General features: G+C 37.6%; 18 protein-coding genes, 1 tRNA gene and 1 pseudogene. 4 read left to right on the top strand and 16 right to left on the bottom strand.

Features of this window, described 5'->3' with window-relative positions:
* Nucleotides 1–532: 532 nt before the first annotated feature.
* From QUD79_RS16565 to QUD79_RS16620, 12 genes and pseudogenes are all read right to left on the bottom strand, one after another.
* Nucleotides 533–2380: a 2Fe-2S iron-sulfur cluster binding domain-containing protein gene (locus tag QUD79_RS16565; protein ID WP_184423291.1), complete on the bottom strand. Its 1848-nt coding sequence runs from the start codon at nucleotides 2378–2380 to the stop codon at nucleotides 533–535.
* 752 nt (nucleotides 2381–3132) lie between these two features.
* A pseudogene (locus QUD79_RS16570) lies at nucleotides 3133–6264 on the bottom strand (efflux RND transporter permease subunit); the annotation flags it as partial.
* Nucleotides 6265–6279: 15 nt separating this feature from the next.
* Nucleotides 6280–8109 (bottom strand): efflux RND transporter periplasmic adaptor subunit, encoded by a 1830-nt coding sequence (locus QUD79_RS16575; RefSeq protein ID WP_184423295.1) that lies wholly within the window; start codon nucleotides 8107–8109, stop codon nucleotides 6280–6282.
* Nucleotides 8109–9557: a TolC family protein gene (locus QUD79_RS16580; RefSeq protein ID WP_184423297.1), complete on the bottom strand. Its 1449-nt coding sequence runs from the start codon at nucleotides 9555–9557 to the stop codon at nucleotides 8109–8111. Before QUD79_RS16580 ends, QUD79_RS16575 begins: the two co-directional genes overlap by 1 nt.
* Complete coding sequence (locus QUD79_RS16585) at nucleotides 9557–10075, bottom strand: DUF411 domain-containing protein (protein ID WP_184423299.1); 519 nt, start codon at nucleotides 10073–10075, stop codon at nucleotides 9557–9559. Before QUD79_RS16585 ends, QUD79_RS16580 begins: the two co-directional genes overlap by 1 nt.
* Nucleotides 10076–10246: 171 nt before the next feature.
* Nucleotides 10247–10633, bottom strand: a complete 387-nt coding sequence (locus QUD79_RS16590; RefSeq protein ID WP_184423301.1) for a hypothetical protein — start codon at nucleotides 10631–10633, stop codon at nucleotides 10247–10249.
* A 137-nt stretch (nucleotides 10634–10770) separates the two neighbouring features.
* The gene (locus QUD79_RS16595) at nucleotides 10771–11382 is read right to left on the bottom strand and encodes a fumarylacetoacetate hydrolase family protein (protein WP_184423303.1); all 612 of its coding nucleotides are present in this window, start codon (nucleotides 11380–11382) and stop codon (nucleotides 10771–10773) included.
* A gap of 100 nt (nucleotides 11383–11482) precedes the next feature.
* The gene (locus tag QUD79_RS16600) at nucleotides 11483–11635 is read right to left on the bottom strand and encodes a hypothetical protein (protein WP_184423305.1); all 153 of its coding nucleotides are present in this window, start codon (nucleotides 11633–11635) and stop codon (nucleotides 11483–11485) included.
* Nucleotides 11636–11779: 144 nt separating this feature from the next.
* A complete protein-coding gene (locus QUD79_RS16605) occupies nucleotides 11780–12790 on the bottom strand; it encodes a type II toxin-antitoxin system HipA family toxin (protein ID WP_184423307.1) in 1011 nt (336 codons plus the stop codon).
* Nucleotides 12783–13130 carry a HipA N-terminal domain-containing protein gene (locus QUD79_RS16610; protein ID WP_184423309.1) on the bottom strand — a complete coding sequence of 116 codons (348 nt, stop codon included), beginning with the start codon at nucleotides 13128–13130 and terminating at the stop codon, nucleotides 12783–12785. The genes QUD79_RS16605 and QUD79_RS16610 overlap by 8 nt, the downstream gene beginning before the upstream one ends.
* A complete protein-coding gene (locus QUD79_RS16615; protein WP_184423311.1) occupies nucleotides 13123–13362 on the bottom strand; it encodes a hypothetical protein in 240 nt (79 codons plus the stop codon). The genes QUD79_RS16610 and QUD79_RS16615 overlap by 8 nt, the downstream gene beginning before the upstream one ends.
* Before the next feature lie 355 nt (nucleotides 13363–13717).
* Nucleotides 13718–13794: transfer RNA gene (locus QUD79_RS16620), tRNA-Arg, on the bottom strand.
* 902 nt (nucleotides 13795–14696) lie between these two features.
* Between QUD79_RS16620 and QUD79_RS16625 the strand changes: the two genes are divergently transcribed.
* From QUD79_RS16625 to QUD79_RS16635, 3 genes are read left to right on the top strand one after another with little or no spacing between them, the layout of a single operon-like run.
* Complete coding sequence (locus tag QUD79_RS16625) at nucleotides 14697–15671, top strand: efflux RND transporter periplasmic adaptor subunit (protein WP_184423313.1); 975 nt, start codon at nucleotides 14697–14699, stop codon at nucleotides 15669–15671.
* A gap of 10 nt (nucleotides 15672–15681) precedes the next feature.
* A complete protein-coding gene (locus QUD79_RS16630; protein ID WP_184423315.1) occupies nucleotides 15682–18702 on the top strand; it encodes an efflux RND transporter permease subunit in 3021 nt (1006 codons plus the stop codon).
* A gap of 23 nt (nucleotides 18703–18725) precedes the next feature.
* Entirely contained in the window at nucleotides 18726–19136 is a 411-nt protein-coding gene (locus QUD79_RS16635) for a CBS domain-containing protein (RefSeq protein ID WP_184423317.1), read from the top strand.
* Nucleotides 19137–19152: 16 nt separating this feature from the next.
* Here QUD79_RS16635 and rep read toward each other — a convergent pair whose 3' ends face one another.
* A complete protein-coding gene (gene rep, locus QUD79_RS16640; RefSeq protein ID WP_184423319.1) occupies nucleotides 19153–21174 on the bottom strand; it encodes a DNA helicase Rep in 2022 nt (673 codons plus the stop codon).
* Between the two features lie 120 nt (nucleotides 21175–21294).
* Here rep and ubiK point away from each other — a divergent pair, with 120 nt between their 5' ends.
* Nucleotides 21295–21549, top strand: coding sequence for a ubiquinone biosynthesis accessory factor UbiK (gene ubiK, locus QUD79_RS16645; protein WP_184423321.1), 255 nt, complete (start codon nucleotides 21295–21297; stop codon nucleotides 21547–21549).
* A 400-nt stretch (nucleotides 21550–21949) separates the two neighbouring features.
* On the opposite strand, the gene QUD79_RS16650 is transcribed toward ubiK, so the two are convergent.
* The 3 genes from QUD79_RS16650 to QUD79_RS16660 form a co-directional block, all read right to left on the bottom strand.
* Nucleotides 21950–22663: a PEP-CTERM sorting domain-containing protein gene (locus QUD79_RS16650; protein WP_246454897.1), complete on the bottom strand. Its 714-nt coding sequence runs from the start codon at nucleotides 22661–22663 to the stop codon at nucleotides 21950–21952.
* Nucleotides 22664–23034: 371 nt separating this feature from the next.
* Entirely contained in the window at nucleotides 23035–23229 is a 195-nt protein-coding gene (locus QUD79_RS16655) for a DUF4177 domain-containing protein (protein ID WP_184423323.1), read from the bottom strand.
* Between the two features lie 746 nt (nucleotides 23230–23975).
* Nucleotides 23976–24905, bottom strand: coding sequence for a prohibitin family protein (locus QUD79_RS16660; protein ID WP_184423325.1), 930 nt, complete (start codon nucleotides 24903–24905; stop codon nucleotides 23976–23978).
* Between the last annotated feature and the right edge of the window lie 77 nt (nucleotides 24906–24982).

The raw sequence follows: 24982 nt of genomic DNA on the forward strand, positions 1-24982 counted from the left end.
TGGCAGTTACACAAAATGCGTTACAGGGTCGCTTTGTAAAAGTGAGTTATCGTTTCTAGTAGACAGACATTAATACTATAAAGCTAGTTACTTTGATCAGTAACTAGCTTAATAAATTCAAAGTATGTTTATTTTAGCTTGAAGTATAACTAGTCACTACCCAAGTAATTTAAATATCACATATTTAGTAGCTAAACTCTTAATGCTGCTTCTGAAAGCCTACATGCAACAATATTAATTTATAAACATTTATAATTTATTGCTAGACGCGATTAATTGAATTGTTCTTTTTGATAAATAAGACAAGAGTGGTAAATTTACAAACCAAACTAATTACTGTTGTTAAATCAGCTAAGCTGGGAAAAAAGCCTGTAAATCCACACGTCTGTTTTTTAATAGATACATAGCCCATTGAAAATAAGATTATAATTCTTATTACACTGCTGTAATCTCAAGTCCAAGTAAAACAACTTAAGTCACTTTGAATCAATATACAAAGAAACTTAAGCGAGTCTTATACTTTAACTTTTGGTTAAACGAATTCGTCAAAGGCTATTGCTGAGTCTTTAACTCCTCTCGCTTTCAATAATTTAATTGTCTCCTTCATTAACCCATCAGGTCCACATAAATAGAAGTCGATATTTTCTAATGGTCCTAAATTATCCAAGTTAAGCCCAAGTATATCCTGTGCGTAGCCTGTTGCACCAAGCCAGTTCTCATCTGCTTGAGATAACGTGGGATAATAGTGAAAGTATTTATGCATATCTGCTAATTGATAAAAATGATCTTCATAAAGTAAATCACACTCTTTGCGCGCGCCGTAGAAAAAATGGATGCTACACTCACTTTTATCTTCATCATTGTGGTTATTTTTTTGTATTTGCTCCTCGATAATTGCTTTTAATGGGGCCATCCCTGACCCTGCTCCGAGCAACACCATTGTATTTTTACTTGGCTCTTTAACAAAAAACTCCTCAAAAGGCCCAATAGCCTCTACCTCAGCCCCAACCATTAAGTTACAAAGATAACTTGAACCAACGCCTGGTAAAACGGTTGTATTTGGCGCCGCTTGTATTTTTATTGTAAAGACTAACTCATCGTTTTCTAGTGAAGGTTCAGCTAAAGAGTAGCTGCGAGTACATGCTAAATGGTTAAATTCAAAAAATTCAACATCTTCCCAGTGAGATTTTAATTCGTTAGGTAAATCACACGGTATAGACTCTCCTTTAGCCGCAGGGATCAAAAATCGCATAAATGCTCCCGCTTTATATGTTAACGATGAGCCATTACATACTTTAAACCTTAACTCTTTAATATGAGGGCTGATGAAACGGCAAGATTTAAGCGCTAAGTTATGTTTTTTAGCATCCGTGATATCTATTAAGGTCATATCTTTAACATCATTACTGAAGTGTTGACACGCCAACCGATATCCCTGCTGCAACTCTTCTTCACTAAAGTGTAATGAATCAGCTGATGTGGCATTGACAATAGGATTTATCATTACCTTACAACGCCCACATGTGCCACCTCCACCACAAGTAGACGGTAGCGCGATGTTATGCTCAATTAAACCATCAAGTAAGTTTGTATGACTTGATAGCGTTACTTCTCCCATACTTTTCTGATGTTTATCAAATAATCTAACCCCTTGTTTTTTAGCAAAGAATTTTATTTGATATTGGCCTCGCAACCCGAGATCAATTGTCCAAATAAGGCCGGTTAATGAAAGCCAAAGCGTGATAAACGCAAACATAATCATTAATAGGCTATTAAAGCTACCTTCATTGGCATAGTCCATGAAGTGGATCATAAAAAAGATGTCTGCTAATCGTTTATGTTCATCACTATGACCAACAATTCGACCTGAGCCTAATTCAACATAAACACTCGTATTAATGTCATCTGAAAAATCAACTTGCCACGCTGCATTTTTTTCTTTTGGAAAGTCGTCAATTGGAGGGTTAACAAGCTTGATTTTAGTCGTTTTACCCGGTCCAGAATATGAGTTAATTGCAAGTGCTTTTGCGAAATCGCTATTGATATTAACTTGTTCACCAGAATAAGCATCAACGAGGGTATAGTTGTGTTTAAAGTTTTTATATAGGTTAGGCTCATGAGTTAACAAGTAATATGGTTTTCCAAGTAGAAACGTTTGTTCAATCGAGTTACTCGCTTTAAATGTAGCTAAAACAGTCTTTAGTTCAACTAGTTGTGCTTGGCTTACACTGCTTTTTTGATGAGTATGGCTTTTATAAGTATTCCCTGCTGCTTTTGTATGGTCCATCACATTAAAATAAATACCACTGAGTAACCAAAGCAAGAACTGAATACCCACTACTACTGAAGCCCATTTATGTATTTTTCTGATCCAAGGCATTAGGCACCCTCACTTGATTTATTATTATTATTTTCGGATATATTTCGCTTAAAAACCCTAAAATAGGTTAAAAGCAAACCACTAATAGCGGCTATAACACCAAATAAAGTGGTCCAAAAAAGAAGGTAGTTCTCAATACTTCCATCGTTATAATCCATAACATGAAAGCGAAACATATAATCAAATAATCGCCAAAAGTCATGCCGCTTTCCAACAAGCATCCCATCTTGTTCTGAGATGTATATAGACGGCGCGCCAAGATTTTCAAAATTAATACGCCATGCGGGTAATACTTTAGGATTGAGCTCAAATGGTGGGTTTTCAGTAATCAACTCAACTTCACTGACTATTCCATCACCCGTATAATGGTGTTGAGCAAGCTCGATAGCTAAACTCTTATTTATAGGCGACAGTAATTTTCCATCAACGGCGTCAATTAAGTAGTTATTGTCATTGTTGGTAAATCGATAAACATTTTTATTGATCAATTTCCCCAAGCTAATATTTTTTGCACCTGGATATTTTGTATATAACGACTTTAACGAAAAATGGATATTGCTAGTGTTGATTTTATCTTGATGATTCACAACAAGAGTATCGCCATGAATATAATCAATATCAAAAAATACCATATAGGCGCCTGTTACAGACCAAATAACAAATTGTGCGCCTATGAAAAGCATCATCCATTTATGATATTTACGACTAGATTTTAGTAAGCTAAATGATTTACTTTTTGTTTCATCATTACCCTTTATCGAGCTAGATCGCCACAGATAATACAACGCTGGCAATACAAGCAATGTCAGGATAACCGCGCTGAACATGCCTCCTACCATGGGTGCTGCGATACGGCTCATTACTTCTGAGCCAGTACCTGAACCATACAAAATAGGTAATAAACCAATAATTATTGTGCCTGCTGTCATCATTACTGGCCGAACACGCATACCTGCACCATGTAATACCGCCTGAAAAACATCATCTTTAGTTGTGGTAATGTTTTTTACTTGATGCTCTTTTATCATGTCTTGATAAGCTTGGTTTAAGTACACCAACATAATTACGCCTATTTCAACCGCAACTCCAGCAAGCGCGATAAAACCAACACCTACTGCCACTGAAAAGTTAAAGCCTTCAAGGTACATTAGCCAGATACTGCCCACCATGGCGAGCGGTAACGTCCCCATGATCATTGCCACTTCAATTACATTTCTAAAGTTTAAATACAAAAGAATAACAATAATGAATAACGTTAATGGCACTACATAAGCTAATTTAGCTTTTGCCCGCTCCATATACTCATATTGCCCTGCCCAAGTAATTGAATATCCCACTGGCAGTTTTAATTGATTATCAATAACCTTTTGCGCATTATCAACGTAATGACCAACATCTACACCTTCAATGTCAACGAATGCCCAGCCATTTAAACGGGCATTTTCAGATTTAATTCCTGGTGGGCCATCTTCAATAAAGACATGAGCAACATCGCCTAATGAAATCCGTTCACCATTAGGGGTGACTATTGGTAATAATGATAATTGCTCTGGCGAGTCACGATAGTCTTGTGGATAACGTAAATTAACGGGGTAACGCTCTAACCCTTCAATTGTTTGAGTAACGTTCATTCCGCCAATTGCTGTTGCCACTACTTGCTGTATTTCAGCAATATTTAAACCATAACGTGCGGCTTTTGCGCGTTGAATATCAATTTTAATGTAACGCCCACCTGCAACTCGCTCTGAATAGACAGAAGCAGTGCCTGGAACATCAGCCAAAATTTCTTCTATTTGCTGACCAATACCTTGAATAACGCTCAATTTTGGTCCTGCTATTTTAATTCCAACAGGGGTTTTAATGCCTGTCGCTAGCATATCTATTCGAGTTTTAATCGGCATTACCCAAGCATTAGTGACTCCTGGCAATTTAACTAAGGCATCAAGCTCAGCTTTTAGGCTTTCAGTGGTAACACCTGCTCGCCACTGATCTTGTGGCTTTAACTGAATAAAGGTTTCAATCATGGTAAGAGGCGCAGGATCTGTAGCCGTTTCAGCGCGCCCAACTTTGCCAAAAACGGTTTCAACTTCAGGCACCGTTTTAATTAACTTATCGGTTTGCTGAAGTAACTGCCGTGCTTGCCCTATCGATATACCAGGGTAAGTGGTTGGCATATACATTAAATCGCCTTCATCTAGTGGCGGAATAAATTCGCTACCAATTTTTTCTAATGGATAAATACCAATAGCAAGCACCGCCAATGCGGCTAGTAATGTAACTTTAGGGAACTGCAGAACTTTTTTAAGTGCCGGCATATAGAGATAAGTTAAAAACTTATTCACTGGGTTTTTATGCTCAGGTAACACTTTTCCTCGAATGAAGTAGCCCATTAATACAGGTACTAAAGTAATAGCAAGTGCAGCTGAAGCCGCCATCGCATAAGTTTTTGTAAACGCTAGTGGCGCAAACATTCGCCCCTCTTGTGCTTCAAGAGTAAAAACGGGGATAAAACTAACAGTTATAATTAATAAGGTAAAAAATAACGCAGGACCTACTTCACTTGCCGAATCAATCACCACTTGCCAACGATTTTCTTTGGTCAGTGTTTTACCTTGAGCGGTAAGCCTTTCCATGTGTTTGTGCATGTTTTCTATCATAACAATCGCACCATCAACCATGGCACCAATGGCAATAGCAATACCACCTAATGACATAATATTGGCATTTAGTCCTTGCCAGTGCATTACTAGAAAAGCCGTTAATATGCCAACAGGAATGCTAAAAATAGCCACTAAAGATGAGCGCACATGAAACAAGAAAATAATACAAACAAGGGCAACAACCGCAAATTCTTCTAATAGTTTATAACTTAAGTTATCAACGGCACGTTCAATTAATGCTGAGCGATCATAAACAGGTACAACTTCAACGCCGTCAGGCAGCCCCCTTTTAAGTTGTTCAAGTTTTTCTTTTACCCGATTAATCACTTGCTGGGCGTTTTCGCCGTAGCGCATAACAACTATACCGCCAACCGTTTCACCTTCGCCATTAAGCTCGGCAATACCTCGGCGCATTTGTGGGCCAGTACCAATATCGGCAACATCTTTTAACAGTAACGGCGTGCCATTCGGGTTTACACCTAATGGAATATGTTCTAAGTCTTCAACGCTTTTAATATATCCTGTAGCGCGTACCATATATTCAGCTTCAGCCATTTCAATAACTGACGCACCTATTTCTTGGTTGCCTTGTTTGATCGCAGTTTGCACCAATGACAGCGGAATACCATAGGCACGCAATCTATCGGGATGAACCCTAACTTGGTATTGTTTAACCATGCCACCCAATGCGGCCACTTCAGAAACACCGGGAACGGTTTGTAATTCAAACTTTAGAAACCAATCTTGAATACTGCGTAACTGACTTAAATCATGCTGACCCGTTTTATCAACCAGTGCATATAAATAAACCCAACCAACACCTGTTGCATCAGGACCTAATTGCGGCTTAGCTTCACTAGGTAAATTTGGAGCAACTTGACTTAAATACTCAAGTACGCGTGAGCGAGCCCAATAAAGATCGGTGTCTTCATTAAAAATAACGTAAACATACGAATCTCCAAAAAATGAAAAACCACGCACAGTAACAGCACCGGGTACAGAAAGCATTGCGGTAGTTAACGGGTAAGTTACTTGGTCTTCAACTACTTGCGGGGCTTGGCCAGGGTAACTTGTTTTTATTATAACTTGTACGTCTGACAAGTCAGGTAGCGCATCAATAGGCGTTTTACTAACAGAGTATAAGCCTGCCGCTACCAATAAAAATGTCGCTAATAATACAAAGAATCGATTTCCCACCGACCAACGAATAATAGATGCAATCATAATATTACCCCTTAGCTAATGGTTAGAATGATCAACAGATGAATGCTCTGCAGCGGGTTCATTGTGTGATTCTTCATTTTCAGACATTGGCGCTATTTGAGTAATAATAAAATTATCGTCATGCACCTCAAAAGTAAATTTAACCTCCATATTAATGCTAAAACCATTTAGACTAAGGCCTTGTGCGGTAATAAAGTCAACTGTAGCAGCTGGCCTATTCCATTTTTCAATTGCTGAACGGTCAATTGTTATCATGCCATGGTCAGCCATTAATGCTTTTATGGTACCTGTTACTGTTGCAGTTGAAACAGCAGTGTTTGTGTTTGCTTTCGCATCTTGTCCTATTTTCATTGTATCCATAGTGCTTTCATCAGGAATATGAATATGACTAACGTTGTAATCACCTGACGATGTTTTAGTTATTTCAACATGTAAGCTTAAACCTACTTTGAGTAGTGAAAAATCAACATTATCTGTGGCGCTAAAGTCCATCGTCATTTCTGGCCAGTCCCATTCTGGGATTGCTTGGTGCGTTAACGTGAGCATTTTATCATCAGCCATTAAGTGCTGAACTTGGGCTGAAACCCATACTGAAGTAGCCGTTGTTTCATCAGCTTCATGATTCATTCTATTAAAATCTGATGTTTTACTTGATTCAGAGTCAAGTAAAAACTGAGCCGAGCTTACCACTTTATCGCCTTCGCTAAGCCCTTCAATAATTTCAACGTTGTCGCGGTCAGAACGCCCAGTTTTAACTGCAATTGACTTAAAACTACCTTCACCTAATGCCAACACGACTCTGTTTTGACTCCCTGTTCTAATCAGCGCTTCTTTAGGGATGAGTAACGCATACTCCTCAACTAGCGGATGAATAGTAATTTGCGCAAACATATTTGGCTTAAACTCGCCATCGTCATTTTCAAAGCGAACTCTTACTTTTACTGTACGTGTGTTGGCATCAAGGGTTGGGTAAATATAATCCACTTTACCTTGCCATGATTGTCCTGGCAGATAATCAAGTGACATAGTCACTGGCATACCTGTCTTTACTCGCCCCGCTTGACGTTCAAAGACTTCAGCTTCAACCCATACTTCTGATAAATCACCAATAGACAATAAAGTTGAACCTGGTTGCACAAAAAAACCTTCTCGTATACTTAAGGTTTCAACAACACCATTTTGTGGGGCATAAAAAGTAATAGTTTGCTGTACTTTCTTTGTTTGTTTCAATTTTTCAATAGCGGCTTTAGATAATTGTAAAGCGACTAACCGACTTTCAGCAGCAGCAATAAGGCGACTATTATTACGATCGATGGCTAATAACAATTCTTCTTGAGCATTAACTAATTCAGGCGAATAAATGTCATATAAGGCTTGATGTTTTTTAATCGGCTCTCCAACAGACTTCACATATAACTTTTCTATCCACCCTTGAACACGAGGGTGAATATGCACAAGCTTGTCTTGGTTATACGCAATGTAGCCAACGGTATTAATTTCACTGTGCAGTAGGCTATAACTTACGGCAGCAGTTCTTACCCCTAAATTATTTACTACGTCAGAAGATATGCGTATGGTGCCTACACCTTCATCTGGGCCTTTGCCACCATCATCATAAACAGGCACTAAGTCCATCCCCATTGGTGACTTTCCTGGTTTATCTCTTCTATAATTGGCGTCCATTGGCGCCACCCAGTACAAGGGCTGTTTTTCAGCAGAAGCAGCACTAATGTTTTTATCACTTGATGGTGCTAGCGCAAAGTAGGCAAAAAAGGTTAGTACACTACCGATTAGCGCCCCGATTAAAATGGCTTTAATTGGTCGTTGGTTATTTTTATTATTCATTACTTCTCTCCCACTGTCGCAATAGTTAGATTACGACTAGGCGGATTTTTAACGTTATTTGAAACAGCTATTTGCTGACTGCCAACAAAAAGATAATTAAGGGCTAGCAGAAGTTTTTGCTCTTCTACATTTAAATTGAGTTGATCAATTTCTGCATTAAGTACTTCTATTCGGGACCGAACTACATCTGAAAAATCTCCATCATCACTGGTGTAAGCGGCTAATTCAGCTTCTGCTTGCTCATGTAACTGGGGTAATAACGAGGTGTTGTATAAATGTTGGCTTTTCTTCAACTTAAGTAGACGCCCCTTAGTGCTTGAATAATTGCCAAGTAGCTGCCTGAGCAGTAAAACTTTCTCTACTTTTACTGCTTCAGCATCTGAAATTGCAGATTGAACCTCTTTATCTTGTCTATTTTCAGTAAAAATAGGCAAATCAAAAGTAACGCCAATAGAAAATAAGTCTGCGCGATTATTGCCCATAGGGTCATTACCTCGATAACCATAATTCGCATTAATTCCCCATTCGGGTTTATATTTTTGCTCTGCTAATTTAACGCCGTACTTAGTCGCATTTACTTTTTTATCGACAGCGATAATTGCAGGGTGGTGATAAAAATATTGCACTAGCTCTTGTGGTTGTAACCACTTGTTTTCGAATACTAATTCACGGTTTACTACGTCAATTTTGGGTAGTTCTGAACTAAGTGTAACATTATGAAAAGACTGGCTTTTTTCTGACGCTATTATATTATTTTCATTACTGAAATTAACAAACCACTGTGAAAGCATGCCTTCATATCTATTTTTTTGTTGAGCTAACTTATCTAGCCTATTTTCTAGGCGGGTTAATTCTAGCTGTGCGCGAATAACGTCTTGCTGTCTAGCCTTTCCTAATGCTGATGAGTAGCTCACTTCGGCTACATCAACTAACTGCTCAAATAGCGATCTGTTCTTTTCAATTAAGGCAATGCTCTCTTGAATGCCATAAGCATCCAACCATAAACTCCCCACGGTAACCGCTACTTGCGCTTCCCTGTCTTGTCTTTGATAAGGAAATGCTTCACTTTGAGTTTTCAATTGTTGGCTTTTAATAGCTAAAGAGTTCCCTCTGGGCAGCACTTGCGCAATACCAATATTTGTTTGTGTCATGCCTTCTTGTGAAAAACTAAAGCTGTCTGTCGGTATACCGCTAAAACCAATTGACACTTTCGGATCAGGTAATGTGTTCACCGCTGTGCTCATTGACTCAAGCGCAGCTTGTTGATGCCGGTTTCCGCTTAACCATGGGTCATTAGCCTGTGCTAATTTAATCGCATTTTTAAAGGTTAAAGGGGTATTGCCCTTAGCGTAAAAGTTATCTGCAGCATTAACAAAAGACGCTGTAATAAGTAATCCCCCGATACATAACTTTATACAGGGCGTATTTTTTTTACCTTTTTTATTCATTAGAACTGCTCCTCGTAGGTATGAACCTCTGCATAAATTTCATAGCTACCGTCAGACTTCAAAAGTAAAATGCGATAAGGGTCAAATCTATCATCAACTTCCATTCCTGGTGTACCTACTGGCATAGCAGGAACAGACAAGCCAATAACGTCATTAGCATGAGTTTCGTTCAAAAATTGTTGAATGAATTTTGCTGGTACATGCCCCTCAAAAGCATAGCCATTTTCTGAAATTGCAGTATGGCAAGAGCGATATCTAGGTTCGATACCCATTTTATCTTTAACAGTTGAGACGTTGTCCTCATCATGAACAATAGATTGAAAGCCATGGCTATTCACATGGTTGATCCAGTCATTGCAGCAACCGCATAAAGGGCTTTTGTGAATAGCTAAGGTAATGGCTTCATGTTTTTGCGTTATTACATTTTTAGTAACGGCAGTATTATCTGAACAACCTGCAAGCAAAGCTAACGGCATGGCGATAATAAAAAACAGTAAAGTAAGTTTATTTGAAAACATAACCCCCCCAATAGGGATATCAATTAATAATTTATAAATTAATTAGGTGTCTCTTGTTCACAAAAATAACCAACTACAGAGAGTTGTTTTTCAGTAAACAAAGAGATAAAAAAAGCCTAATACAACGATTGTAAGTAAAGCGCCTAAAATTCAGGCGCAACTATGCTGTATTTAGCCAAATATTGGAGGACGGTATAAGGATTTTAATGACTGGTTTTGCAGCGAAGTTGAAAGGATAAGTGTTTTATCAAACGTATTAATAAAAGCGCTCGAACCGCTATCGTTAAGTAATGCGATAGCACTTGTGCAACTACCAGTGAAACACTCACACGTTTGGTAACAACAGTTTTCAGTTTCAGAATTAGTATTATCAGAAGTTTCACTCATCATAGCATGGTGACTATGATCCATCATCGGCATACTGTGTGAGGTTTCAGCAACATTCATACTTTTCATTGCTAGCATATGATATGCCATAACATTCGACGCCAATGCCTGACCTACAAAGGCCACACACAATAGCAATACCATAAATGTTGAATGAAATTTTGACGACACAATTAACCAAAATAATAGTGATAATACACGCATTATAATACACAAATTCTATGTTTACACAATACGTGTAGGCAGACAACGCTAAATAACATTAGCGCTTAACAATAGCTAATAGCTGCAATAAAACAAAAACGCAGCTATTTTGCTGTCCAAGTTGCTGAGCATAACACTTGATTATTACATAGTACTCTTCCTTGGTACTGCGCACCTCTTACAACTTCGCCAACGCCTTTCGGCGTTCCTGTCATCACAATATCGCCATTTTCTAGCGTCATAAAACGTTGTAGTTCGGCCAAAATTTCTAAGGGTTTATACATCATTAAACTGATGCCACCTTGCTGTACAATCTCATTATTGATAGATAGCTCAAATGATAAAGCGTCACTAATACTCTCAAGCTCAGTAAAGTCACTGAATATGGCTGAACCATTAAAGGCTTTAGCCCGTTCCCAAGGTAAGCCTTTAGCTTTTAATTGGCTTTGTAATTGCCTTTTAGTTAAATCAAAACCAAAACCTACCGCAGAAAACGTACCATTTTGATAAATAAAACAAAGCTCCCCTTCATAATGAAGCGTTTCTTGATGAACAGCATGTAAATTACTTGAGATTGCGCTGTTAGGCTTTACAAACACCACCATATCGTCAGGTACTTCATTGCCTAACTCTGTAATGTGCTCCACATAATTTCTACCAATACAGACAACTTTTGACGGCGTAACCACTCTTCCTTCAACCACTGCAGTATTCATTTATTTAAATTCCTCAATATTAAAGGATAGACGGCAAAATTAACCCGTTGAATATTTTAAAAAAGTTACCAATTAATAAACACACTCAGCATAAGCTTTGTTATTTAAGCTCGTCTGGAAATACTTTGTAATATTTTGAAAAGCGCCAATGCCGTAATTTATCTTTTCCTACAGGATAAAAATACTCAATTATAAAGTAACCAACAACCATTATGCTGGCCATTAACGCCATACCATACAAAAGAAATTCCACAGAACTTGCCTCTATAATTAACATACTTACCGAATATTTATTATATTCAGTTAATGCTGACAAACAAGCTATAGGTGGTAGATAAGTGACTAAGCTTAGGGCGTGCCCTTTTGTGTTGTTTGGGCTTATCGTTTTTATTTCTTTTTAGCTAATAATAGGTTTTTTTGTCATACCACAAGCCGCTATAATCCTTTTAATAATCAAGTCTTTCAAATGGTTAGGGAGATTAGAGTTCATTAACACCCCTTTACATTTATTTTCAATGTCGGTGATTATTTTCATAACTATTTTTTGAGCTACTTGCTCTTTAACACCAAAATTTTGAGCTAGTAAAATAAAGTCATGTAGTGTGTAATAGCCATAACTTTCATAACTCGAACTATAAACAGCATCTACTTCTGATTCTAATAGCGAAAGCGATAAGGACTCGGTGTAGTACTCAGGGTAAGGATAAACACTTAATACATCATAAACAGGAGCGAAACCATCAAGTAAGTGTGTTTTATTTGATGGCTTATAATATTTGATCAAAGAAAAATTTTTCAAATGTAGGTCGTTATTACCAACCAAGTATGAAAATAAAACCAATCTTAGCGCCGCAATAGCACCACCATGGCCACCACCAAAGGCGTTAACCATCTCCTTAATACATCTTTCATACGAAAGCGCATCACTGCCTTTGTTTTGCGGTGCAACTTGACAAATACTAGCGCCATCTTCAATAAAATGTTTGTAACTTGTGCCTTGAATAATATCAAAACGTTTGGTTACGTAAGCAAGCTCCCCGTTTTCAAAAGGTATAACGCTACATTGCGCTGTATTGATACCAATAGCATTAGCCAATTTCATAATGCACTGCTCATTTTCAGATAGAGATGGAAACTCTTTGGGTGTGGGTTTTACTATGTACTGACCTTGTTCGTTTGGTACTAATATTCCCTTTTCTATTTCCATGAATAACTTACGCTGCACACCAGAGATTGAGCTTCCGGTGCCATGGTCAATTACCATCTGGTCGAATTTATCTGGGGTGCCTTTTATCGTTACGGGCTTTTGCGTGCCAAACATCGTTTTTAAGTGTGTCTTGCTATAACCATCAACAATATTTTTAGTTAGAACGTGATTGAGTGAGCCTTTACAAATTGATTTATCCATACTTATTCTCACTAGGTACTACTGATAACGCACCAATTAATTCTTTACCATTGGCGAGCAGTAAACCAAAAGAATCTGTTTTATCAAGTCTCGCTAGCTTGCTTTGGTGGGTTCGCAACCATCCTTCACTAATAAGGTTTGAGAAAAAAGGGGGAAACGTATCAAACTCGAAAGTATTTTTTGTAAATGGGAAATGATAACCCATAGGTACACCTTCACTCATATAATCATGATCATATTCAAAGGTATATTTTTCTAGTTGAGCATCTCTAAACTCATTAAGGTAGCCACAAAATTTGCCATTGGCAAAAACCAAGCCTTGTCGGTTTAATTTAAACATTGCCACGACCCAACAATACGCGAAAACCGACTACTTCACCTATCGCTAAAATAGTATTCATAGTGGTATTTTCCGGGGTTCTGAGTGCTTTCGTTAAGGTAGTAGAAGAAATACCTGCAAGCAGGGCTATATCCTTCATATTCAAACCATTGGTTTTACAATATAGATCTACAGTTTCATAAAGTTCATTTAAGGAGATAAACCCTTCTACACTACTACTTGTGCTATCCATATTTTTAAACTCGGATTGAATCTCTTCAAGCTTCCTTTGTATTATTCTAAGCGTGTTATTCTTCATATCAAATCACAGAAAAGTGTAAATTGGTTAATAATAAATACAATAATCAAAGTTAAGTGGCATTGCAAGCGCAATAAAATAGTTAACTGTGATATAAAGCTTACTTTCCAGTTAAAGCAAAGAAAACTGTGATATTAAATGTAAGAGCATACGGAATATGAGCACTGCGCGATAGCGTAATGCGGGTGAAAGTTCACTGCTAGAAAGGTAACGAGGTATATTTCAATGCGCAGTAGTTGATTGTTTTAACCAGTAGAAATGATCTTATAGTAGGTAAGGTAGGTATAAATGGCCCACCCGACAGGAGTCGAACCTGTGACCTCGTCCTCCGGAGGGACGCGCTCTATCCAGCTGAGCTACGGGTGGAATATACTAAGCGCGGCAATACTATAGTTTTCACTGATAATTGTCTAGTTTGTATCGCGACATAACGCGAGATTTTTTATCCTTGCTATAGTTATACCAGTTTCATTAAATAAGTGATCTATTTTATACGCAGTGAAAACAGTCAAATACAAGGCATTTATTTTCATAACTAGTTGTTCTAATTATAAAATAAATAACGCAGTAGTTGATTGTTTTAACCAGTAGAAATGATCACATAATTAGTGAGATTGGTATTATACCATTGCGTATACAGAAGTGACTTTCTAGAACGATATAAACGACAGTTAGAACAAATAAAATTGGTGTCGGTATAGTTAACTCTACATCAACTAAATTTTATAAAGTTGTGATGGTGTTTGTGCGTTCCTAAAAGGCGTGTTTTTTATGCGCAATGCTAGGATCTGTTGATCTTTCATTTTAGCCTCTGCTATAGACTATTTTTTAAGATAACAAGGCGAAAATGGTGCAATGTAGCATTCTCGGCTTTGGCATCCTGCGTCGCTCTACCTTCTGCATCCGTGCAGTCGTACTTTAACCATTTTTAACGATGTTAGGTTGAAAAATAGTCATAGCCCTTTGGGTTGCCTTGAAAAAGCGTCACTCTTTGTTACTTAATGTGCATTTGGAGCAACCAAACATTACATTAAGTGCCTCGACTGTCATCTTTTTCAAATGCAACAGAGCTATAAACTGAAAGATCAACAGACCCTAGTACTACTTGTTGAGCTAATTTTTATTGTACAGCCATAATATTTATCTTTAATAAATTGGCTGAACGGGCCGTTATCGCCTTTAAAAAGGTGTACTTTTGCAGGGGTTCGGCCTAAAGTAAGCTTTAGTTCTATTTTATTAGTCATTGAAGAGCAAAGTAATTTTCTATTATGCGCATACTTTTTATTATATTTATTAGTTTTTTTTCTTTATCGAGCATAGCGCAAAGCTATAAATCGCAGGAAATCGTTGCGGCACCTTTTGAGCAGTCTATCAATAAAACAGGTAAATTAGCTTTTAAAAGAACGCTTGATTTATCATTTAAAGCAACAGGTTACCTTAAAGTATTAACGGTTGACGAAGGTGAATACTTTTCTGCTGGTGATACGCTTGCGGCACTTGAAACAACAGAGCTTGCTGCAACTAAAAATGCAACTTATGCCACCTTGCTCAATGCTAAGCGTAATGTGCATCGGGTATCAGAATTAATCGCAAAAGAATTAAGCTCAGCCCAAGCACTTGATACAGCTAAAACAGAGGTTGAAACCGCACGTGCCGCATACAAGAATGCTTTTTATAATTTAGAAAAAGCACAAATTATTGCGCCTTTTTCAGGCCAAGTAATTAAACGTTATACCGATATAGGCGAACTACAATCTCCTGGTAATACGGCTTTATCTATTGCCGCATTAGAAAATAATTGGATAGTAAAAGTAGCGCTTACCGAAAGGGAAGTTGCCTTGTTGTCATTAAATCAATCGGTAAATGTACGCCTGAATAATGCTGGGAATATTAACGGTGCTATCTCTAAAATACCTGCAATTTCTAATGCTGAAACTCAATTATTTGATGTTGAAATACTGCTACCGAGTGTTAACAGTAAGATGCGCTTAATTGCAGGGCAGTTGGCACATGTTTCAATGGGCAGCACGTCTGCTGACTATGTTTACCAAGTGCCTATCGATGCTTTAATGAGTATTGATGACCAAGGTTACGCGATTTTAATGGTAGTTGAAGATGGTGAAACGCCTAGCCAGCAAGCATTCCCTATTTATCAGCTTAATAACCATCACATTTATGTCACTGCTGAAAGTACCAATAATGCAATAACTGTGGTTACTCACGGTTGGCATAACCTAAAGTAGTGGGGTACTGATGAATTTACCTCGGTTAGCAATAAATAACGCGCAATTCACACTGATCATTGCTGCACTGCTAGTGCTTGTCGGTATTGTGTCTTATTTTAATATGCCACGTTCTGAAGATCCTCAATTTGACCTACCCATTACATTAATTGAGGTAGTCTATCCTGGTGCTTCACCCAGCGATATTGAGTCTTTGGTGGTTAATCCAATTGAACAAGAAATTGCCAGCATTGAAAACATCTTAAAAATAGAGTCTCAAATTAAAAACGGGGGGACTCGAATAACGGTTGAGTTTATCTACGGTGTTGACCCAGAAGCTTCTTTTAATAAAGTAAAGCAAGCTATCTCATCAATTAAACCAAGCCTTCCAGACGGCATTCAACAATTAGCTGTTTTCAAAGCAACCCCTACCAGCGTTGCCATTATGCAAATCGCCTTGTGGAGTGAGCCTCATGACTACAAGTCTATGGAGTTTCATAGTAAGCAACTGGAAAAGCGGATTGAAGCGTTAAATGGCGTTATGCAAGCCGATATTTTGGGCTACCCTCAACAAATTGTTGCTGTTGATGTAAACCTAGCCCTATTACAAAATTATAATATAGCCATTACTGAGATCAGTAATATTTTAAAAGGCCGCTCACTCAATATTACACCTGGCTTTGTTGATGCCGGCAATCGTCGGTTTAATGTAGCAAGCAGCGGTAGTTTTGAAGCACTCGCTGAAATTTCAGAAACGGTGATCAGCGCTAACGCCAATTCAGTTCTACGTTTAAAAGATATTGCTACCATTCATTTAACTGATCGAGAGCCTAATTATTTAGCTTACTACCAACACAAGCCCGTTATTTTTATTACGGTTCAACAACGTGAAGGCACCAATATTTTTGAATTAACCAAGAATGTTGAAGCTGAAATAGCCCGTTTTCAACAATCATTACCCAACGATATAAAACTAGAAACCCTATTCAAACAAGCAGACAGTGTTGAAGTAAGGGTAGACGGCTTTTTTGCAAACCTTTGGCAAGGGTTAATTATTGTTGGCTTAATGTCATTGTTATTTTTAGGGTTTCGTGAAGCTGCCGTTGTTGTTGCCGCGATTCCTTTGTCGTTTCTTATTGCAATTGGCTGGTTAGATTTTGCAAGCTTTGGCTTACAGCAAATGTCTATTGTAGGGTTAATTATTGCGTTAGGGTTATTGGTTGATAACGCTATTGTTGTTACTGAAAGTATTCACCGAGAGAAAAAGAAAGGTAATAACCTAGCCCAGGCATGTGCCAATGGTACAAGTAACGTGGGTTTAGCCATTACTTCTGGCACAATTACAACAATGTTTGCCTTTTTACCTATGCTGTTAATGGCTAGCAATACTGGCGACTTTTTGCGCTCGATGCCAGTAACGGTTGTGTTAGTATTATTTGCCTCTCTATTAATCGCATTAACGGTAACCCCTTTATTAGCAAGCAAGTTTTTAACCCATAAAGAAAGTAAAATTAAGGCCTTTCAGCACTACCTTAATTTATTTGCTGATAATATTTATTCACAGTTTTTAACCAAATTGATGCGCTTTAAAACGTTATTGATTATTGTGTTTATTGGCGCTTTGCTTGTAATGTTTTCGCTATTTTCACACGTTGGCGTGAGCTTGTTTCCTAAAGCAGAAAAACCTATGTTATTAATTGATGTGGAGGCGCCTGTTAATTCTTCACTTAATTTTACTGAACAAGTGATGCAAGAGATCGCACAAGATCTCACCACTAAACCATTAGTGCAAAACATAGCCTTAAATGTGGGTAATGCGAATCCTAGAATCTATTACAACGAAATGCCAAAACGTGGCGTTGCTCGCTATGGTCAAATTTTGGTGGTACTAAAGGATTATCAGTCAGACCAAGTAGACCAACTTGTTAACCAACTGAGAAATCAATATAAACACTGGAGTAAAGCTGAAGTTTCAATTAAAGAGTTCACTCAAGGACCAGTAACCGACCAGCCTATTACTTTTCGGTTAATGAGTGAGTCGTTAGCTGATTTACATAAAGTTGCAGCAGATCTTACTGAAAAAATGCAAAACACCGCCGGTGTTATCAATATTGAAAACCCTATTGGCGTGCCAAATACCGAAGTAAGCCTAAGTATCAACTACGAAAAAGCAGGGCTGTATCAAATAGATATTAATAACCTCGACAACACTGTTAAAGCGGTGCTGTCAGGTGAAAATGTTGGATTGTTCAATGATGTAAATGGCGAAAGCTACCCTGTTGTTGTTCGTCGCAACCAGTTTGATTTAGACAGCTTAAATGATATTTATATCAAAAATAAATTAGGCCATAGCATTCCGTTAAATCAAGTGACCGAAATAAAGTTACAGCAAGGACAAACAGACTTTTTTCATTATCAAAAACTTCGTATGGCAAAAGTTTCGGCTGATGTTGATCAGGGTTATTCTATTAATGAGTTAACCTTAAACTTAGTCAGCTACCTTAATGAGTATAAGCTACCCCAAGGAATGTATTTCATGCTCGGTGGCGAAGAAGAGTCTCGACAAGAATCATTTTCAGGATTATTCCAAATATTAATGATCACCGCTGTTGGTATTTTTGCAGTATTAGTGTTGCAATTTAAGTCAATTTTACAGCCATTGATTATTTTCACCTCTATTCCATTTGCATTAGCTGGGTCTGTTATTGGTTTATATCTAACGGGGCTTTCATTTTCAATTATGGCGTTTATTGGCTTAATTAGTTTATTTGGTATTGTAGTTAACAACGCCATTATATTAATAGACACTGCCAATACCAACTTGAAGAAAAAACAAGAGAAGCAGCAAGCAATTGTTAATGCTGCAGCTACTCGTTTTACACCTATTTTACTTACTACGTTAACCACTATTGGCGGCTTATTACCACTAACCATTTATGGCGGAGGTTTATGGCAGCCTTTAGGGGTTGTTATTATATCAGGGCTTTGTGTTTCGGCGATTGCTAGCTTTTTATTGGTGCCTATATTAACGTTAATTTTTACCAAAAAGTAAATCAGGCAATATATGAGGATATTATGAATATAACAAAAATAATGAGTACGTCGCTTGTTAGTGTTTCAATGGATGACACGTTAAGCGTTGTGAAAGATATTTTTGATAAAAATAAATTTCATCATGTGTTGGTTGTTGAATCAAATAAATTATGTGGTGTTATTTCAGATAGAGACTTACTTAAAGCAATTAGCCCTAATATTGGTACAGCATCTGAAACAACGAAAGATATTGCGACACTTAATAAGCGAGCTCATCAGGTATTATCACGTAAACTTGTTACGTTAACACCTGATGCTTGCGTTTATGATGCGATAGATTTGTTCAACAACAATAAAATTTCATGTATCCCCATTGTTGATGAGGCAAATAAACCTGTTGGGTTCGTTAGTTGGCGAGACATTTTTAAAGTGATTAAAAAGCCTAAAAAATAACAACACCTGTATTCATTTAGCTCGGTTTATTTTTCAATAACTCTCGTAAATTCGCCACACCCATTTTTGCTGTAGCTTGTTTTTTCTCAACGCTTTGTTTGGTTTGCGTTAACTCCCAACTTAAGTCATCTTGTGGCAGTTCATGTAAAAAACGGCTAGCCTCAGTACGCGAGACTTCACCAAATTGACGACGCTCGCGCGCATAGGTAAATATTAACTCTTTTTGCGCACGGGTTATTCCTACATAAGCTAAGCGACGCTCCTCTTCAACATTACCCTCGTCCATACTGGTTTGGTGCGGTAATAAACCTTCTTCCATACCAATTAAGAAAACATACGGAAACTCTAACCCTTTAGACGCATGCAGAGTCATTAGCTGTACTTGGTCAGCATTATCTTCATCTTCACTGCGCTCCATCATATCGCGCAGCGTTAAACGGGTAACAACTTGTGCTAAAGTCATTGGTTCTTCGTCTTCAGAGCCTTCTAGCATCTGTGTAACCCAGCTAAATAGCTCAGTAACATTTTTCATTCGCATTTCAGCAGCTTTTGCACTTGGAGAGGTGTCGTAAAGCCAATCTTCGTAGTTCATTTCACGTACCATGCCTCGAAGCACCGCGGCTGTATCGCCACGCTCTGCATTATCGGCAAGGTTTACTAACCAACGAGTGAAGTTTTGTACATGTAATAAAGCGCGGCCTGTTAATGTTTGCTCAAGCCCTAATTCAAAGCTTGCAGCAAACATACTAATTTGGCGCATATTCGCATAACTACCAAGCTTTTCTAATGTTGCAGGGCCAATTTCTCTGCGAGGTACATTCACAATACGTAAAAAAGCGTTATCATCATCAGGATTAACCAGAATACGTAAAAAAGCCATCATGTCTTTAATTTCAGCACGAGAAAAGAATGAGGTACCACCACTAATTTTATAAGGGATTCGGTTGGTCATTAGCGCTTTTTCAAGTAAACGCGACTGATGATTACCTCGATATAAAATTGCATAATTGCGAAACTGACTTTTATTCAAAAAGCGATGACCTATTAGCTCCCCAACTACTCGTTCAACTTCATGCTCTTCATTTTTGGTTTGCACAACACGCAACTCAACACCATAGTTAAGCTCACTAAAAAGCGCCTTATCGTAAACATGTGGGTTATTAGCAATTAACACGTTAGCACATTTAAGAATACGGCCACTGGAGCGGTAATTTTGCTCTAGTTTAATTAGTTTCAATTGCGGGTAGTCTTGCCCAAGCAATACTAAGTTTTGGGGCTTAGCACCACGCCAAGAGTATATCGATTGGTCGTCATCACCCACCACAGTAAGCAAACCCGCGTCACCTGTGATTAACTTTACTAATTCATATTGACTAGCATTGGTGTCTTGGTACTCATCTACCAACATGTATTTAATTTTATTACGCCAGCGCTCTCTTACTTCAGCAAAGTTTTTTAATAATAACGTTGGCACTAAAATAAGATCATCAAAATCAAGCGCATTATAAGCTTTCATGTGTTTTTGATAACGGGCATAGCATTCTGCAAAAAGCGATGCATCTGCATCTACAGCCTGTTTTATTGCTTGCTCAGGTAATAATAAGTCATTTTTCCAGCTTGATATCATGTTTTGTAATCGGCTTAATGTATCTTTGTCGCCGTCAAATTCCTCTTGCGTTAACTCCTTAAGTAACGCTAAAGAGTCTTGATCGTCAAACAAGGTAAAGCCCGGCTTATAGCCCAAGGTTTTAATTTCACGGCGAACAATATCTAAGCCTAAAGAATGAAATGTTGACACAGTTAGGCCACGCGCTTGGTCTTTGCCTAACATTTTAATGACACGCTCTTTCATTTCACGCGACGCTTTATTAGTGAAAGTTACCGCCGCAATGTTTCGCGCCTTATAACCGCACTTTTGAATAAGATAAGCAATTTTTTGACAAATAACCCCAGTTTTACCGCTACCTGCACCAGCTAATACCAAGCAAGGACCAGTAACATATTTAACCGCTTCATTTTGTCTAGGATTGAGTTTCATTAAAATTGCACGCCAACAACACATTACATATAAGGCCGACGATTTTACCTTGTTTTAATCATTGGCAAAACAGCTAAAACCTTTACAATAGACATTAATTAACAATGATGGCCATTAAAGATGATTAACAGCAAAAAAATTGAAGATATTGCTAAACAAGTTACTGATGCAATACCACCAGGATTAAAAAACTTAGCTAACGACTTCGAAGAAAAAACGAAAACTGTAATTCAGCGCAAGCTTACTGAGTTAGATGTTATTTCACGCGAAGAATTTGATGTGCAAACACAAGTGTTGTTAAAAACACGCGAAAAGCTAGCAGCATTAGAAGCAAAAGTAACAGAAATTGAAGCCCAAATTGCCAAAAGTGAATAGGCGATTAAAATTAGTATTAATTTTTTAGTTACATTTGAGCTTAACAACTCAAAATCTAAAAGCTGTAAACATTATTTTGATTGGCAACTAATACCAGTTTCACTAACTATGTGATCATTTCTACTAGTTAAAACAACTAACTACTACGTTATTTTTTTATAATTATCTCTACAAGGGTGTAGCCTATGTGGGTAATGTAGGAGCATAATTGCCCTGAACAACTCGTTATAAAATACATACCTTGTATTTGACAGTTTTCACTGCATATAAAATAGATCACTTAATTAATGAAACTGGTATAACTGAATCGAAATATCAAATTAATCAATTAACAGAAACAAAAAAACACCAATCATGACAATTGATGCTTTCTAAATTGATTAACAATAAGCTTTTAAGGCTATTTTTTAAATCGACGAGAAGCTAGACCAATCATGCCTAGTGCTAAAATAGCAAATGTCGAAGGCTCAGGTACAGATATAGAGCCAACTTCTACTGCAGCATACTTAATTGTACCACCAGCTGTTAAATACTCACCAAAACCGTTGCCAAAGAACGTTACTGTAGTAAATGTAGCTGAATCATCAATCGCGCCAACGAAAAATGCATCGCCAGAATTACCGCCAGCGGCAGTTGCTGGATTGTCAGTTGCTTGAGTAGCACTTGCAACTTTAATTGCTGTGCCTCCGTCAAAACTAATAAATAATTCAGAAGGTAAGAAACAACATGTTGCCCAGTCTCCAACTTCAAAGCCTAACGCATTAATTGCGTTATCAAAAGTAAATGTAATGCCAGAACCAGCACCATTGTCATTAGCATCATTCGGGTTAATACCAATCATTTGGCCTGTAGCATTATCTGTAGAAGCAGGATCTATACCTTTATTTGCACCGTTAGTTGTAGTGATTACGAAGTCACCAATATCCCAAGAATTACCATAAGATAGATTTGCTAAAGTTACGGAGCTAACAACTCCACCACTGCTTATTACTGTTGTATCAAATTGATTATGGCCATTAGCGATTGTGTCATAGTAATCTATGATTGTGGCGCTAGATGAACCAGCAACAAATAATAAAGATAAAGATAAGGTTTTGATTGCTTTATTTAGCATAATAGTTTATTCCATTAGTGTATTAAGACTTCAGGCAAAGCAAAAATTATACCAAGCGATTAATAACCCACAATTTCAACACGATAGATTATAAATTCCTAATACAGAAATAATTAAGTGTAAATAAACCTGACACTCAATTTACATAATAATACAACGCAAAGAAGAGGTAAGTGCTCAATATTATGGTAATGAAATACTAGCAATATACATGTCCTTAGTGTCTTCATTGGTGTTTCACACAAGCCATTAATGTTGGGACTTTGAACCTGTGATAAAATCTACACAATCTCAAAAATTAAGGCGCGAAATAGCTAATAGCTCAAGGGGTTAACGTTAAGAGATTTCTTTCTATTTGCCACACAAGCAGGCTAAAGCTCTTTTTTCATAATTCCTGCAAATTCAGAACCACCTTCAAGTTCACGAAAATCTACATTTACAAGTTCCCAGCCTTCAGCACCAAGCTTATTAAGGTATGCCTCTATATCTTCGCGTTTTCTACCTTTAAACATGCCTGCGCTTTCTACATCACGGGTGTCTATCATTTTATAAGTAAATTTTTTCATAATAATATCCTATGTCAATAAGTCTAACATCATACTAAATTAATCAATATAACTGATGGGCTAAAGCCCAACCTACAAATAATTGATGTTTTCTAGGTCGGCGTTTACGTCGTCAAAACGTTACCCTTAACTCTTCAATATAACTTGATGGGCTAAAGCCCAACCTACAAATAATTGATGTTTTCTAGGTCGGCGTTTACGTCGTCAAAACGTTACCCTTAACTCTTCAATATAACTTGATGGGCTAAAGCCCAACCTACAAATAATTGATGTTTTCTAGGTCGGCGTTTACGTCGTCAAATCGTTACCCTTAACTCTTCAATATAACTTGATGGGCTAAAGCCCAACCTACAAATAATTGATGTTTTCTAGGTCGGCGTTTATGTCGTCAAAACGTTACCCTTAACTCTTCAATATAACTTGATGGGCTAAAGCCCTATCTACAAATAATTGATGTTTTGTAGGTCGGCGTTTACGCCGTCAAATCGTTACCCCTTAACTCTTCAATATAACTTGATGGGCTAAAGCCCAACCTACAAATAATTGATGTTTTCTAGGTCGGCGTTTATGTCGTCAAAACGTTACCCTTAACTCTTCAATATAACTTGATGGGCTAAAGCCCAACCTACAAATAATTGATGTTTTGTAGGTCGGCGTTTACGCCGTCAAATCGTTATCCTTAACTCTTCAATATAACTTGATGGGCTACCAACCTACAGGTGAACAGTAGTATTTATTGACTACCTTTATTTCTCTTTCATATTCCATAAAATATCTTGGCCATTACCCATTACTGTTGATGGTAATTTTCCGTCCCATTGCTGTGCTTTTACATAATCTACAAGCAACTCGCTATTTTTAAGAGATTCTGCTTTTTTCATCATAGATTCGGCTTCAGCTAAACCTTTTAACTTAATTGCTTCAGCTTCCGCTTTTGCTTCTGTGGTAATGGCATAAGCTGAACCATCGGCTCTTGCTTTTTCAGCGTCACGCTTTGCTTCTGCGGTATTAACTTCTCGTTGAGCTTCTAACTTTTGACGCTCTAAACGATGCATTTCTGCAGCCGCTAAATTTTTCTCTGTTTGTTTCGTCTCAATGCTTTGTAAATACTTAGCGGGTAGTACCAAATTTTCAATTTGTACGCTGTCAAGCTTCACTGGAAAATCAATCATTTCCGAAAGTAATGTTTCTTCAATTTTTTGAATAACTTGGCCACGGTTTTGAATAATTTTTTCTGCCTTAAAGCGTGCTAATGCATCTTTGGTAGCAGAGCGTAAACGCGGATCTAAAATTCTATTTTCAAATTGATCTAAGCCACCATAATTTTTATATAACTCGAATGCTTCTGGACGGATAACGGTCCAGTTTACCGAGACTTCAGCTGTTACAGGCATCTGTTCATAAGTAGAGGCTTTTAAGTTTTCACTGTTTTTTCTTGTTCTAATTTCTAGCTCTTCTACCGTATCTGCAAAAGGAACCTTTGTGTGTAACCCCGGATTCACCTGTGTAGTTGCCTCACCAAAACGTTTAACAATACCTACATGACCTTCATCAATGGTATAGAATATTTGCCAACCGATAATAATCACAGCTATTGCAACACCCGCTTTCCAAATGTGCTTAGTTACTTTTGTTGTATTAATGTTAGTTGTTGAATTGCTTAAACCATTATTCATTATTATTACTCCTTTGGTTTAGTTAATGCGGACATAATATGTCATCTAGACATATTATGTCAAGATTTTGAGTGCTA

Source organism: Thalassotalea piscium, assembly GCF_030295935.1.
GTDB lineage: Bacteria > Pseudomonadota > Gammaproteobacteria > Enterobacterales > Alteromonadaceae > Thalassotalea_B > Thalassotalea_B piscium.

Coding starts and splice junctions, on each gene's coding strand:
- QUD79_RS16605 (WP_184423307.1), bottom strand. CDS start 12,790: ATGGATAAATCAATTTGTAAAGGCTCACTCAATCACGTTCTAACTAAA.
- QUD79_RS16580 (WP_184423297.1), bottom strand. CDS start 9,557: ATGAATAAAAAAGGTAAAAAAAATACGCCCTGTATAAAGTTATGTATC.
- QUD79_RS16575 (WP_184423295.1), bottom strand. CDS start 8,109: ATGAATAATAAAAATAACCAACGACCAATTAAAGCCATTTTAATCGGG.
- QUD79_RS16565 (WP_184423291.1), bottom strand. CDS start 2,380: ATGCCTTGGATCAGAAAAATACATAAATGGGCTTCAGTAGTAGTGGGT.
- rep (WP_184423319.1), bottom strand. CDS start 21,174: ATGAAACTCAATCCTAGACAAAATGAAGCGGTTAAATATGTTACTGGT.
- QUD79_RS16610 (WP_184423309.1), bottom strand. CDS start 13,130: ATGTTTAAATTAAACCGACAAGGCTTGGTTTTTGCCAATGGCAAATTT.
- QUD79_RS16630 (WP_184423315.1), top strand. CDS start 15,682: ATGAATTTACCTCGGTTAGCAATAAATAACGCGCAATTCACACTGATC.
- QUD79_RS16660 (WP_184423325.1), bottom strand. CDS start 24,905: ATGAATAATGGTTTAAGCAATTCAACAACTAACATTAATACAACAAAA.
- QUD79_RS16585 (WP_184423299.1), bottom strand. CDS start 10,075: ATGTTTTCAAATAAACTTACTTTACTGTTTTTTATTATCGCCATGCCG.
- QUD79_RS16635 (WP_184423317.1), top strand. CDS start 18,726: ATGAATATAACAAAAATAATGAGTACGTCGCTTGTTAGTGTTTCAATG.
- ubiK (WP_184423321.1), top strand. CDS start 21,295: ATGATTAACAGCAAAAAAATTGAAGATATTGCTAAACAAGTTACTGAT.
- QUD79_RS16625 (WP_184423313.1), top strand. CDS start 14,697: ATGCGCATACTTTTTATTATATTTATTAGTTTTTTTTCTTTATCGAGC.
- QUD79_RS16615 (WP_184423311.1), bottom strand. CDS start 13,362: ATGGATAGCACAAGTAGTAGTGTAGAAGGGTTTATCTCCTTAAATGAA.
- QUD79_RS16595 (WP_184423303.1), bottom strand. CDS start 11,382: ATGAATACTGCAGTGGTTGAAGGAAGAGTGGTTACGCCGTCAAAAGTT.
- QUD79_RS16650 (WP_246454897.1), bottom strand. CDS start 22,663: ATGCTAAATAAAGCAATCAAAACCTTATCTTTATCTTTATTATTTGTT.
- QUD79_RS16655 (WP_184423323.1), bottom strand. CDS start 23,229: ATGAAAAAATTTACTTATAAAATGATAGACACCCGTGATGTAGAAAGC.